Source organism: Paraburkholderia sp. WS6, assembly GCF_030464835.1.
Lineage (GTDB): Bacteria > Pseudomonadota > Gammaproteobacteria > Burkholderiales > Burkholderiaceae > Paraburkholderia > Paraburkholderia madseniana.
On the sequence record NZ_JALQCK010000083.1, the window covers coordinates 1 to 13,649 of the forward strand.

A 13,649-nucleotide genomic window follows, 5' to 3' on the forward strand; every position below is an offset into this window, starting at 1 on the left:
TTAACCCCGTCGCCCGGCAGGGCGGCGGCAGGAGGTCCGCTAGATGATTTTCAATTTGTTTGCCGTCGGATTGTCAGTCTGACGGCAAACTAGACTGTCCAGCCAAGCTGCCCTTTGCCCGTTCCTGTGCCGCTATCGCTCATTTTTCTGCCCGCAATGCCGTGTGACGGACGCATGTACGCCGACCAGGTCGAAGGGCTGAAAGATCTTGTATCAACATCTGTTCAGGTACTGGCGTATGCGACTTTCGCCGAGAGTGCCGAGAGCCTGTTAGCCTCCACAGACGGCGCGTTCATCCTTGCTGGCACAGCCTATGGTGGATGTCTTGCGATGGAAGTTTTGGCGCGGGCTCCCGATCGTGTTCGTCTGCCTCGCCGTCGCGGAGTATCCGCAGCACGGCGTTTGCTGATTGTCGCCCTTCACGACAATCACTTAACGAAGGAAGCAATTCGGGTGAGGGCGAAGAAGCGGCCGCGGCCGCCGCCGCCGTATTGGCAGGCTGATCGCCGTTACTCAGCGATTGAAAAGCGCGCCGGGCGGCGTTGCGGCGATTTGGTGGTCCGCTCAACGCGCGGACTGGCGCCGCGGATGAAGAGGATCGCGCAGATAGCTACCATCGTCCAAATGCTGAGAATTACGGTCAAGGCACTCATTTCAGTCTTCAGAAGTTCGACACTGCGATTAGTTCTGTCTGGCCTGACGGCCAATCAATGTGTCGTAGGTTGTTCGGTACCTTTGAGCAATAGCTCATCGATCAGGCACGTGGTCAGTGCCAGCTGCTTTTCGAGCGATACGCGCGCTACTTCCGCACCCACCGTGTCGCCACGTGCGACGGCGTGGTGAGTCTGCGTCGCGAGGCGCAACACGGACTCCGACGCGAGGTGCAGGCCGCGCATCATGCCCGCGTCGGAGTACCGCGAAGGACCATTCCAATCGGACATAGATACGTCCGGCAGGCCAACTTCGAACTGGTAACTTTGGTGGTGGCGGAAAGACATTTCAGGCTCCCTGCGCGATTGGCACGATGTCAGTGTGCGCCGACGATGGGGAGTCCAATCCGTTAAAAAGAAGCCAATTTTGGAGTTAATCCGTCGCCATCGAAAGAACGAAAAATTTGCTAAAAATGGGGCCGGGCCGCGCGCGGCTAGAAACTGGGCGGGCGGATATTTTGCGGGGCGCGACCTTACGCGGTTGCGTGGGAATCGCCGAGCCGCATCGCACGTATGCGGGGTGCGACCGGCTCTTCAGCGGGTAGCGTCGCATGTCGACCCGCAACGGACCGTCGGACAGATGCGATCAGATCGGCTTTTGAAGGGTCGCGTCTGCCGCAGCTCCGATTGGCCGAGCGCGCCGCTGCGCCAGCGAAAGCCGGGCGCCGGGCGGCCTGCGCACCAAAGCGGCAAGCGTCGACGTACCGATGTCGCTGCCACCTTTCCCCTGAAGCCGTGTCCCGTCCGCCTAACGGAATCCGTAGGCGAGCACCTTTTTGCCCTCGAAACTGATTTGCACCGCTTCGGAGCATGGGTTCCCACACGTGCCATCGACGGTGGGAGGCGCAGCAGCGAAGGGGACCGTCTCACTGGTCATCTCGCCGATCACCAGTGTCGCATCCGACGAGATAACGATATTCACGACGAGCACCACGCCTGCGGGACTCGCTTTCGTGCCGTAGTTGATCGTCATCGTTCCCGTGCAATCGCTGTTCACGTTGTAGGTGCCGAACTGAACGGAATTGAAGGCGCCGCCCGATTTTGGCAAGCCGCCGATATTGCCCGCATCGTTTCGCGTGAAGTTGCCGTTGGCGTCGAAGTTGACGACGGCGACATCGTTGAGCAGCAGCCGAGACTTTGCGTAGTGAACCGCACCATCCGTGCCGATGATGCCGAGTATTTCGCCTTGAGCGCTGAATCCATACAGGCCTGTCAGCGTTTCGTTGGAACAGGTGGGGCCTTTGGCATGCGCCGCACCGCTCAACGACAGAAGGGTGGCCGCAACGGCCGCCGCACAGGTCAAACTTTTGCTTTTCATGTTCATCTCCTTGTCACCGACCACGGGCGCTTCGCAGGGTGTGCGTGATGTCAAGGCGCTTGCACAGGCACAAAGCGTCGGGCAGAGGCTGGCCAGCGGCGGCGCACCGCGCCGCTCACGTTGACCTGTTTCATTGTGGTCAGAAGCGCGAGCCTGTGCCATCGACAGAACATGAAGAAATCGTTAACCATGCGTCGACGGTATGTGGCAAAAGTCACGCGAAACACGCAGGGCGGCGCACATCGCCCTAGTCGCCCGCGCCAGCCACCGATCTGTACGCGTCGATCGAACGCGCCGGCATGGGCGCCACGACCCTCGCGCAGACAGCCACGCAGCTGGCCGGCACCGAGCGGTTTCTCAAGATGCAGAACGATGCGGTGCGGCTGCAGGCGAGTGGGGAGGCGGACGCGCTGCGCGCGCAGAATGGCCAGCTGCGCGAGCGGATTGACCATCTGCTGCTCGAAGTCGATCAGTACCGGCGCACCCTGTCGACCTGTCCGCCCGGGAGTCGCTGAGCGCGCGGCACGCCGGCACAGTGCGCCACCCATCGGGCCGGTGCGCGGGTTCCAGCCGGAGGTGCCGGTTCGTGATTACTCCAGTTATCAGATGTAGCGATTTTTCTGCATGGCGCTTTCCGGTCGTCGCCCGGTGACGGTCGATAAAGTCGCGATTGATCTGCCGTGCCCGGGCGCTTCCGACCGACCCTGACGGCGCGTGCCGAAGTCAATGCACCTTTGGTTGATCCGGGTGCCGCAGAACCGGACCGCCCGCTGGTCGTGATTGCGTGAAGGCAGGCCGATCGGGTAGGGTGGCGGCATCCCAATCACAACGAGGAATCAACCATGAACAAGCAGGAACTGGTGGACGCGGTCGCAGCGGTAACCGATGAAAGCAAGGCCGCGACCGGCGAGATGATCGACGCAGTGATCGCTGCGATCACCGGCGCGGTGACGAAGGGCGATACCGTCCAGCTGATTGGCTTCGGTTCATTTTCCACGGGTGCGCGCGCCGCACGGGTCGGCCGCAATCCGGCGACCGGCGCCGAAATCCAGATCCCCGCGGCGAAGACCGTCAAGTTCACGGCGGGCAAGGCGTTCAAGGATGCCGTCAACGCGTCATGACGAAGGTGGCGATCGTGCCCGGCGACTACGCCGGGCTGCACCAGGAAGTGGTCAGTGTCGTCGAGTCGGCGCGACGCACGGCGGCACGCAACGTCAATGCCGTCATGACCGCCGCCTACTGGGAGATCGGCCGGCGGATCGTCGCCAGCGAGCAGGGCGGGCAGGCGCGTGCCGGCTACGGCCAGGCGCTGATCGCGCGGCTCGCGGACGACCTGACGCGCCGTTTCGGACGCGGATTCGGCCGGGCCAATCTGGCCAGCATGCGCGCGTTTTATTCCGCCTGGCCGGCGGCGGAGATTTTCCAGACACTGTCTGGAAAATCGGCAGCCCCCGGAAATGTCCAGACGCCGTCTGGAAAATCGCTGCCGGCGAAAGACTCCGTCGACGCCATGGCAACGGCGCCCGATTACATGGTGCTGGCCACCCGTTTTACATTGCCGTGGTCCGCCTATGTGCGCCTGCTTTCTGTGAAGACGGCGGCCGCGCGCGCTTTCTATGAAACAGAGGCGTTGCGCGAAGGCTGGTCGGTGCGCCAGCTCGACCGCCAGATCGGTAGCCAGCTTTACGAGCGGCTGGCGCTGTCGCGCAACAAGGCGGCGCTGCTCAGAAAAGCCGCTGATGCCCAGCCGGGTGATCTCCTCACGCCAGAGGAGGCGATTCGCGACCCGTTCGTCCTCGAGTTTCTCGACATCAGGGACGAGTACTCGGAGTCGGATCTTGAGGAGGCGCTGATCCAGCATCTGGCGGATTTCCTGCTGGAGCTCGGCGACGACTTTGCTTTCGTCGGCCGGCAGCGCCGCCTGAGAATCGACGACACGTGGTTCAGGGTCGATCTGGTGTTTTTCCATCGACGGTTGAGATGCCTGGTCATCATCGATCTCAAGGTCGGCCGCTTCAGCTATGCGGACGCCGGGCAGATGCATCTCTATCTGAACTACGCGCGCGAGCACTGGATGAAGCCTGGGGAAAATCCACCTGTCGGTCTGATCCTTTGCGCCCAGAAAGGTGCGGCCGAAGCACACTACGCGCTGGACAACCTGCCGAACACGGTTCTCGCGGCGGAATACCAGACGGTGTTGCCCGATGAGGCGATGATCGTGCAGGAGCTGGAGCGCACAGCAGCGGAACTGGAGCGGCGTACCGGCGCTTCGTAATGTTCGGTCCCGATGCCTGACCGATCCCATCCCGGTCATCTGAAGACGAGGCCGCGACCCGGTAACCCATGCAACAACGACGGAGGTAGCGATGAACAGAAGAGGTTTTGTGCGGACGGGCGCAATGCTAGTTGGCGCGGGTCTTACGCTCACGGTTTCCCTGGGGGCGGTAAGCGATGCCATTGCCAGCGAGTCCAACGATTCGAAGCGGCGGGCGATCGATGCAAAGGTCCATGGGACCCTGTCGAAGCTGTACGCGAACGTCAGGGGTTCCCGGGAATTGGTCGACAAGGCGAACGGTGTGCTCGTGTTCCCATCGGTCATCAAGGTTGGCTTCGTCGCCGGTGGCGAGTACGGCGAAGGCGCATTGCGCGTAGGCGGGAAATCCGGTGGCTACTACAGCACGGTATCCGGGTCATTTGGCCTGCAGGCAGGGGCTCAATCGAAGGCCGTTATCTTCCTGTTCATGACCCATGATGCGCTCAACAGCTTTCGCCGTTCCAAAGGCTGGTCGGTCGGTGGAGAAGGGTCCGTCGCGCTCTTGAACGTCGGTGCGAACGGTGCGATCGATACGACAACGGCAACCGCACCAGTCAATGCGATCGTGCTGACCAATGCCGGTCTGATGGGAGATGTGTCGCTCTCGGGAACCAAGGTCTCGCGACTCAAAATTTGAGTGCGGCGGTGGCCGCGTTCGTTTTGCGAGGCTTCGGGCGGATTCGTGAGCCGAATGGCGGTTTGCGGGTGCACAGGCGATGCTTGAGCGTCGAGGCGACTGTAGATTCGATGCCCCTTTGTGGCCGCACTGAGCCGGATGACAACCGGCTCAGATCGACCCTGAGCCGCCGTTCCAGCAAGTGCCTGCTGAGCGGCAGATTCCAAGGCTAGAACGGCCGCCCAATCTACTCGCTCAGTCGCAGTTGGCAAAGGCAAATGGACGAGAATCGTAAGAAGAAATCTCTAAAGTTTCTTGCGGACTCGCCGTAAGCCTGCTGAGCGGCTTACTGTCATCCGAGGATACGCCGTCTCGAAGCTTCGCTTGCCATTATTGCGTTAGCCGGCAACAAATCAAAAGGGGGAGAGTTGAAGAGCTTCTTTAGCGCGATTCAGCACTGGTTCACGGGAGACCTATACGGGCGGCACCTTGGCCTGATACTCCAAGAAGTGGGTAACCGCCGGCCAGACGCATTAACGACTTTTATTAGCGATGTGTTCTGCATTCCTCGCCGGAATTTGAAAACCGCGCGCTTCGAGGCCGAGTATACGTTTGCCGGTGCTCGCGGCCCGCGCCGAGCGGACGTGGCAGTTTTCACCGATGAAGACGAAGAGCCGACCATCCTTGTTGAAATCAAGTACCACGACAAACCACTTCCGGAGACGGAGAGAAAGCCGGCGCAACTTGCTGATTATCGTGCTTGGCGCGACAGAAAAAGCAATCGATATGTATTGCTGATCTCTCGTGAGCTCTACGCCGCAGAAGGAATTCAGATAAGACGCTGGAATGATTTGGCGCATCATCTTCGACCGTATGCCGAGCGGTCCGATCTGATCGATATGTTGGTAGGCTATCTAGAGGATGAAGGAAATGTGATGCAGAATATCAGTGGAGTCGCTCTTACAAAATATATGAAGCGCTATCTGTGCAACGGTAAGCCGGGTGCCAACAATGTGGACGGACCAGTTGAATTCTCTAACCTACTCAAGAACGTACAGCTGATGTCGGGTGTATTTCATGGGCATTTCAAGGCGGCCTGGAAAAATGCTGGACTGAAAATTGAGGGAGAATCCTACGACCGCCGTTCTAAGGTAGCGAGTATTGATTTTAACGTCTGGAATCGGCTTAAGTCGATCGCAGAGGGAAAATCCGCCGTCGACGACTTTGGGGGCCTACGCAGTGAGCTAAAGAACGGTGGGCAAATCTACGTTTTTGCGAGGCATTCCCTGGGGCACAACGGAAACTGGCTACGGGTCCGCTATGGCGTGATGTTTGATGTGTCGCCTGATGATAATGAGAGTGCCCCGCCTCAAGCCTTTTTGTTCGCCGATGTTCGTGGCGCGGCTTTGGAGCGAGCAGGCGCCAATCCCTGGGCCGACAAGAAAATTCACTATAGGTGGGTGACCGACGATGCCGAGAAGGGATCAGGCAAGGCAGAGCAACATCTCAATAAACTGATCTTGAGTGCAATTGACCAGGTTTTGGATGCAAAAATGCCTTTGCTCGCGCAACAGAAAAAGGCCCTACTGTTACTGAGAAAATCGCTTGGCAGCGGTCGCCAGCCTTTACTGGCGGCTTGAACTCCAGGTTCGCGTTCCCGACCAGTCATCAGCATTGCACCGAATTCCAATGGAGAATCGGAGATGCGTCTGCGTCTCAGGTAGCTCATAGGACAGAGGGGCAGGAGAATATCAGAACAAAACCATGTTCTATTTGAACCCCGACGCACCATCGCACCCAGGCGGCCCCGATCCAAACTTTAACGGTTGGGTGTACCTAGCCTATGATTACCGCCATCTGGATCACACGAAGATAGGTATCACGACAAGACCACTATTCAAGCGCATCCGGGAGTCCACGACCAACCCATGGTACGCGTTGTTCTGCGGCTTTCATCTGCCGGCAGACCACACACAACTCAAACGCGTCGAAAGCTATCTGGGCTGGAAGCTCCATGTCACCTTCGTTGACCATCTGTCGGGCGCTGAATCGGAATGGTGCAAGAGCTCCCCATCGGATGTTCTTTCCATTCTGGTCGAGATAATTCCGAACGTGGTCCACATTGACCCCGACGAGGGCGACTACGACTTCACCAAGACAATTTACCTTCCAGCGGTGAATCCGTACGATGCAATGCTTGCGGACGAACAACTGGACGAGTACATCCGGTTTGCAGCGCCAGAGATGTATCTGGACGAATTGCGAAACGGCTACCGCAACTGGGATGCCCGGCCTAATTTGGTAGCGGAGGTGGCGGGAATGGGGCCCCGCACGCCCCTCACCATTTCGGGCCCGCAACTGCTGATGGATCGAATCAACTACGATATCGCACGGCGCCAACCGGCCTGACGTGTGATCATCAAGACATCGCCAGGTCAGCTGTCGGGCGCCGAGCGTCTCTGGTGCCAAAGCCACGCTTCACTTGTGTACCAGGCGATGTCGCAGACGTCAGAAGTGCGTCCAGGGCTTTGATCGCCCGTCTTTCGCTATGAGGTACGGTGTGCATGCGATCTCGCGGATTCAACGACTGCTCATCTATGGATTGTGTTGAAAAAGTCTTGTTTTGGGTCAGGGCGCTGGAGTTGGCACGACGTTATCGAGTTGTGACGATCGGCGAAGCGGTGAACTTGGGCGAGGCAACGATCCTCATTTCTCGTCATGCAACTGCCTGGTGCATCTGCTTGCTTCCTGACATGAACCGCTTGGCCAGTCTTCGCAGGTTTTGCGCAGTCGCTGCCATCAGGAACTCATCATGAGCACCGCTTGGACCGCGCAGTCGCAAACGGTCCAGTTTCAGGATGCGTTTGAGATGGGCAAAGAGCATTTCCACCTTCTTTCGCTCACGGCAAGATCGCTTGTATTCCGGCGTCTTCGCAATACGCCTCGTTTCGTCACGCGCAGCTTCATGGATGCTGCGGGCGATCTTGCGGAATGGTGTATTCGGACAGCAGCGGTCCTTCATCGAACAGCTCTCGCAGTCGAGCTGACTTGCCCGATAGATGATCGTGTCAGCCTTCGTGACGCGCGAGCGCGGATTCGTGAATTTGCGCCGATCACTGCGTAGTGCGTGCCCGGTGGGACAGCGATATTCTGTTTACGCCGACCGAAAATTCAGCCACATGTAGGGATCGCGCCGACTGAAAATTGAGCCGGGCAATCAACCTATCCTGCTAGTTTTTCTGGCAGGGTGTTTGGGGATGATCCCGATGACGATGATTGGCAAGGTGCGGCGGATGTTCCACCGCCAGAACAAGTCGGTACGCGAGATAGCGCGTCTCACAAGCCTGTCGCGCAACACGATTAGTAAATATCTGAACATGGATGTTCAGGAGGAGCCGAAGTATCAGCGGCGCTCGCAGCCGACGCGGTTGACGCCGTTTCATGAAGTGCTGGTGCAGGCGCTCAGTGTCGACGCGCGGCGACCGAAGAAGGAACGCCGCACCGCCTGGATGCTGTTCCAGGAGATCAAGGCTGGCGGCTACGACGGCTGTTACTCGCGGGTGACCGATTTCATCCGGGCCTGGCGGCAAGGCGAAGGCAAGGCGGTTTCGAAGTCGGCGTTTGTGCCGTTGCGATTCGAGCTGGGCGAGGCATTCCAGTTTGACTGGTCCGAGGAAGGACTGGTTGTCGGCGGCATTTACCGCAAGCTCCAGGTGTCGCACATGAAGCTGTGCGCGTCGCGGGCGTTCTGGCTCGTGGCCTACCCAAGCCAGGGTCACGAGATGCTGTTCGACGCCCATACGCGCTCGTTCACGGCCTTCGGCGGGGTGGCCCGCCGGGGCATCTATGACAATATGAAAACGGCCGTAGACAAGGTGCACAAAGGCAAGGGTCGCACAGTCAATCCGCGTTTCGCAGTGATGTGTTCGCACTACCTGTTCGATTCGGACTTCTGCAATGTCGCCAGTGGCTGGGAGAAAGGCGTCGTCGAGAAGAACGTGCAGGACAGCCGCCTGCGTATCTGGATTGAGGCGCGTGGGCAACGCTTCGGCAGTTTCGCTGATCTGAATGCATGGCTGGCGACCCGGTGCCGGTCGTTGTGGGATCAGGTGAAGCATCCGGACTATCGTGAGCTGAGTGTCGCCGACGTGTTCGAGCAGGAACGCGCCCATCTGATGCCGATGCCAACACCGTTTGACGGTTATGTTGAGCGCGCAGCACGAGTCTCGTCGACCTGCCTGGTGGTGATTGGCCGCAATCGCTACTCCGTGCCATGCGAATTCGCAGGCCAGATGCTCAGCACGCGGCTCTATCCTGGCCGTGTCGTGGTGGTTGCCGACGATGCCGTGGTGGCCGAACACGATCGACTGGCCGACGAAGGACAGGTGCGATACGAGTGGCAGCATTACATCCCGCTGATCCAGCGCAAGCCAGGAGCCCTGCGCAACGGTGCGCCGTTCCAGGATATGCCCGAGCCGCTGCAACGGCTGCGTCGGGCGTTACTACGCGAGCCAGGTGGCGACCGGGTAATGGCTAAGGTTCTGGCGCTGGTCCCGGAAAGCGGTCTGGATGCCGTAGTGGTTGCAGTCGAACTCGCATTGGAGCAGGCGCCGCCCTCCGGGCGCGTGAGCGTCGAGCATGTGGTGAACGTGCTGTCGCGCATGCGCAGCGTGCAGATGCCGCCGAAGATCGATACTGCGCTACAACTGACGACACCGCCGCTGGCCGACACCTCGCGCTACGACGGGCTGCGCCCGGCACTGCAACAGCCGGAGGCCGGTCATGCGTGATCTGATTGTCGAACTCAAACACTTGCGGCTGCACGGCATGGCTGCCGGCTGGGCCGAACTGCTCGAACAGGTGAATGTCGAGGCGGCGTCTTCGCAATGGCTGCTCGAACGGCTGTTGCAGGCCGAGGTCGCGGATCGGGCCGTGCGTTCGGTCAGCCACCAGATGAACGCGGCGAAGTTCCCGGTGCATCGCGACATCGCGGGCTTCGACTTCGATGGCTCGCCGGTCGACCGTCAGCTCGTCACGCAACTGGCCGGCATGACGTTCACCGAGGGCGCGCACAACCTGGTTCTGGTCGGCGGCCCGGGCTCGGGCAAGACGCATCTGGCGACCGCCATAGGCGTGTCCGGCATCATGCACCACGGCAAGCGGGTGCGCTTCTACTCGACCGTGGATCTGGCCAACGCACTGGAGCAGGAGAAGGCGCAGGGACGCGCCGGGAGGATCGCGGCGAGCCTGCTTCGCCTCGACCTGGTCATTCTGGACGAACTCGGATATCTGCCCTTCAGCCAGGCCGGCGGGGCGTTGCTATTCCACCTGCTGAGTCGCCTGTACGAGCATACAAGCGTTGCGGTGACAACGAATCTGGACTTTGCCGAATGGTCCAGTGTGTTCGGCGACGCGAAGATGACCACGGCATTGCTGGACCGGCTGACGCATCACTGCCACATCGTGGAAACCGGCAACGAAAGCTACCGTTTCCGCCATAGCAGCGCCAGTGCAAAGAAGCGTATCCGCTCGCGCGAAGCAGCACGCAGAGCCGACGGTGCGAGCGCGAACGAATCAGCCTGATCGTCGCTTGCCGCGCAGTGGAAGCCGCTACGGGCTACGCCCTTCGCAGCTTCCACTGCGCAATGCATCCTCATACGAAGGAGGACAACCACTCCGGAAACCCATACACTTATCCACAACCGGTCCTTCTTCAGGCCGGTCTCCACCCCGGCTCAAAGCTCGATCGGCGCGGTGGCTCAAAATTCATTCGGCGCGGACAGCCCGGGCGCTTCGTGAGCTTGGCAAGATACTGCGCCGACTTCAAAAATTTGACGAGGCATCGAGAGAACTGAGGCGATGTTTGACGATCCGAGAAAATAAGCTCGGATGGACGCATGCAGATGTCGCGGATGTGCTTCTGGAGATGGGTTGGGTCGCCTATCATCAAGAGAACGATGAAGAAGCTCTCATGCGCTTTGGGCAAGTTTATGAGCTGGCGCAGCATCTTGAACCTCGTGCACGACTCACTGCTGCCGCCATGCAAGGTCAGGCTACACTCCTCAGAAGGCAATACAAGCTTTCTGAGGCGGAGGCTTTGTTGCGCAATGTTCTAGCATTACGACAGGCGTCTCTTAGCTCTGCCCATCCGTTGGTCGCGACGACCCTTCAGAGCCTCGCGCACGTGTGTGTGGATCAGGGCAAGTTTGAAGAGGCGGAACGCTTGTTCCGATCCGCACTGGAAATAAGGGAACACACGGCAGGCCCAGCACATCCTGAAACGATCGCGGTATTGCGCGGTCTCGCATGGGCCCTGCGCCGAAGCAGGAAATTTGAGCAAGCGGCCGCATACCTTCAACAGGCTTTGGCTATAACGGAAGCATCACATTTCTTTGACAGTTTGCGAATTGCAGAAATCCTGCTGGAACTTGGATGGCTGGCTTTCGATCTGGGTCGACTCGATGATGCACACGTAAACTTTCAGCGTGCTCTCAACATTGCCGAGGAGCGCGACGCCGAGAAGATGAAAGCAGCATCGTTGCAGGGCATGGCATCGGTGGTTTCGCGGCAAGGGAGGCCGCAAGAAGCAGAAGCACTGTTCCGGAACGTCCTCGCTCTACGGCAAGCTTTGTATGGCGAAAATCACCCGTCAGTTGCTACTGCAATGATGGGGTTGGCCTATCCGCTCATTGATCAGCGCAGATTCAGCGAGGCAGAGGAACTGTTCAGGAGTGCCGTAAAAATTAGAGAGAAGACAGTAGGCCCCACACACCCCGACACAGCCGTCGCATTAAAAGGTCTCGGTTCCGTTCTTCGTCGACTCCAACGATTTGACGAAGCAGACGAGGTGTTGGATCGCGTCTCCCGTATCAACAAACGCACTATTGAACGCTGACAACTGCTTCAACTCAGTATTTATTCTGTTGTTGATACGGGCGTGCCATCTGTCACGATCAGAGCTCTTTGCGATGGACACACGGTCGAAGAGCATAGTCGATGGTTGACAAACGTTAGGATGGCCCCATCCTTACTTTAAAGGCCAACAGACGCAGATTCTCCGAATAAACGGACTGTTCGTGATCGCCTCACGCCTTTGAGAGACTTATGATAACCACCAGCCATTCGCGAATCTGAAAACATCGACGCTCGGCGATAGTGATGACTGACGATGCGCCGCTTAGCCGGGTCCAACGAATGGCCGCTGTACGTGACCAAGCTGGCGTCCAAATGTCCACGCAACATCGTGGGCATTTGGCCGTAGTTGGCCGAACCCGGTCGAACGCCAACCTCGGATCGATAGTCGATCGTTGTGTTTATGTGAGGGGTATAAAGCGACCCTTCTGTGCCGTTCTACTTCTCTGCTGCCGAACGGCCGGTTCAGAAATGCAACCGTCGTCGCGTTTGCGTTACATAAGTGCCGCAGATGAGGCGGCCGCAGCATGGCAAGCATGACGCCGATCGCAAGGAGGCGCGAAACGCCGTGATGTCATTGTATAGTTGACGTTCACAACAAGCGGAGAAGGTTGTGCCCTTTCCATTCTCTATCACGGTTTTCGCGACAACGGGTGATCCGCAGGGCATCCGCCATGTCGACAAGTCAAACTGGTCCGGATCTGGAGTGGTCTTTTCCAAGGATCTGTTCGCGCAACTTAAACATGAGCCGGGATTCAATCAGGCCGGGCTGTACATCTTGGTAGGCAACGCTTCCGAAGAGACGATATATATCGGCGAAGCCGACCCAGTGGGCGAACGACTAAAAAATCACGTTGCAAACAAGGAAGGATGGGTTTGGGGCGTCTACTTTTTTGATCGACTTAACAAGATCGGGAAAACCGAAGTGCAGTACCTAGAGTCCGCGATGGTTGCGCGCGCGAAGCAGTTTGATCGAGCCATACTTTTGAACAAGAACGTGCCGACACCTCCAACGATGTCGCTCGTGTCGAAGGCTACGGCGCAAGCATTTCTTGAGGATATCTATCTGATCCTTCCGATGCTCGGCATCAATGCGTTCACGCCTCCGAAGCTAGGGGACGCGCCCGGAGAACAGGTGCAGGCCGTGACGAGTAATCCCTTGACTGCCGAACAGTTCGACACAATTGTCATCCCAGCCCGAGAGGAGGGGTTTAAGCAGGAGTTCATCGGCCACGACTGCTGGTTTGCCATTCGCATTAACGCGAAGCACATTCCAAAACTGAAGTACATTGCCGCCTATCAGGTAGCCCCCGTAGGAGCGGTTACTCACATCGCAGAAATCGCGTCAATCGAGCCATACGCTGACAGCGGAAAATACATACTCAAATTCAAAGGCCCCGCGGCGACAATCGGTCCGATCCCGCGATTAGAAAATAGCGAAATCAACATGCAATCGGCACGATATGCATTAAGGCAAAAGCTTTTAGACGCCGCCAACCTTGATGAAATATGGGATTAGGGGTCGCGCGGCACATGACATGAGGCGCCCCTGCGTGACGCTCTTTGGGTGGATACATTGCCGGGCGAACGGCCGCTTAGGGATGCAAAGTAGTCGGCTGTGTGTCCGATCGTCGATACAGATGGGCGACGCTTCATGGCCGATCACTGCTTCATGCGAACGGAATGAATTGCCCGAATCGCACGCGACTGTGATCGGCAGCACGCGACCCACTCCGGCCGCTTGAATTTGCCGAAAGCGGCCATTGATCACGACATTGC

Annotated in this window: 11 protein-coding genes and 2 pseudogenes; 10 read left to right on the forward strand and 3 right to left on the reverse strand. The window is 58.5% G+C overall.

Features of this window, described 5'->3' with window-relative positions:
- Positions 1–707: 707 nt before the first annotated feature.
- Together M0D64_RS43935 and M0D64_RS43940 are read right to left on the reverse strand one after the other, a co-directional pair.
- Positions 708–998 (reverse strand): hypothetical protein, encoded by a 291-nt coding sequence (locus tag M0D64_RS43935; RefSeq protein ID WP_266262184.1) that lies wholly within the window; start codon positions 996–998, stop codon positions 708–710.
- A 460-nt stretch (positions 999–1,458) separates the two neighbouring features.
- Positions 1,459–2,028, reverse strand: coding sequence for a hypothetical protein (locus tag M0D64_RS43940; protein WP_266262185.1), 570 nt, complete (start codon positions 2,026–2,028; stop codon positions 1,459–1,461).
- Positions 2,029–2,327: 299 nt separating this feature from the next.
- On the opposite strand from M0D64_RS43940, the gene M0D64_RS43945 reads away from it, so the two are divergent.
- From M0D64_RS43945 to M0D64_RS43970, 6 genes and pseudogenes are all read left to right on the forward strand, one after another.
- Positions 2,328–2,543 carry a hypothetical protein gene (locus M0D64_RS43945; protein ID WP_266262186.1) on the forward strand — a complete coding sequence of 72 codons (216 nt, stop codon included), beginning with the start codon at positions 2,328–2,330 and terminating at the stop codon, positions 2,541–2,543.
- Positions 2,544–2,855: 312 nt separating this feature from the next.
- Positions 2,856–3,149, forward strand: a pseudogene (locus M0D64_RS43950) (HU family DNA-binding protein); the annotation flags it as partial.
- On the forward strand, positions 3,146–4,303 hold the full coding sequence (locus M0D64_RS43955; protein WP_266262187.1) for a YhcG family protein: 1,158 nt from the start codon (positions 3,146–3,148) through the stop codon (positions 4,301–4,303). The pseudogene M0D64_RS43950 and the gene M0D64_RS43955, both read left to right, overlap by 4 nt.
- A 91-nt stretch (positions 4,304–4,394) precedes the next feature.
- A complete protein-coding gene (locus M0D64_RS43960) occupies positions 4,395–4,979 on the forward strand; it encodes a YSC84-related protein (protein WP_266262188.1) in 585 nt (194 codons plus the stop codon).
- A gap of 407 nt (positions 4,980–5,386) precedes the next feature.
- Positions 5,387–6,598 (forward strand): hypothetical protein, encoded by a 1,212-nt coding sequence (locus M0D64_RS43965; protein ID WP_266262189.1) that lies wholly within the window; start codon positions 5,387–5,389, stop codon positions 6,596–6,598.
- A 124-nt stretch (positions 6,599–6,722) separates the two neighbouring features.
- Positions 6,723–7,367, forward strand: coding sequence for a hypothetical protein (locus tag M0D64_RS43970; RefSeq protein WP_266262190.1), 645 nt, complete (start codon positions 6,723–6,725; stop codon positions 7,365–7,367).
- Between the two features lie 307 nt (positions 7,368–7,674).
- On the opposite strand, the pseudogene M0D64_RS43975 reads toward M0D64_RS43970, so the two are convergent.
- A pseudogene (locus M0D64_RS43975) lies at positions 7,675–8,109 on the reverse strand (transposase); the annotation flags it as partial.
- 115 nt (positions 8,110–8,224) lie between these two features.
- Here M0D64_RS43975 and istA point away from each other — a divergent pair.
- From istA to M0D64_RS43995, 4 genes are all read left to right on the forward strand, one after another.
- Positions 8,225–9,748 carry an IS21 family transposase gene (gene istA / locus M0D64_RS43980; protein WP_266262191.1) on the forward strand — a complete coding sequence of 508 codons (1,524 nt, stop codon included), beginning with the start codon at positions 8,225–8,227 and terminating at the stop codon, positions 9,746–9,748.
- On the forward strand, positions 9,741–10,541 hold the full coding sequence (gene istB / locus M0D64_RS43985) for an IS21-like element helper ATPase IstB (protein WP_266262193.1): 801 nt from the start codon (positions 9,741–9,743) through the stop codon (positions 10,539–10,541). Before istA ends, istB begins: the two co-directional genes overlap by 8 nt.
- The gene (locus M0D64_RS43990) at positions 10,516–11,853 is read left to right on the forward strand and encodes a tetratricopeptide repeat protein (protein ID WP_266262194.1); all 1,338 of its coding nucleotides are present in this window, start codon (positions 10,516–10,518) and stop codon (positions 11,851–11,853) included. Before istB ends, M0D64_RS43990 begins: the two co-directional genes overlap by 26 nt.
- A gap of 630 nt (positions 11,854–12,483) precedes the next feature.
- Positions 12,484–13,389: a GIY-YIG nuclease family protein gene (locus M0D64_RS43995; RefSeq protein ID WP_266262195.1), complete on the forward strand. Its 906-nt coding sequence runs from the start codon at positions 12,484–12,486 to the stop codon at positions 13,387–13,389.
- The last annotated feature ends 260 nt before the right edge of the window (positions 13,390–13,649 follow it).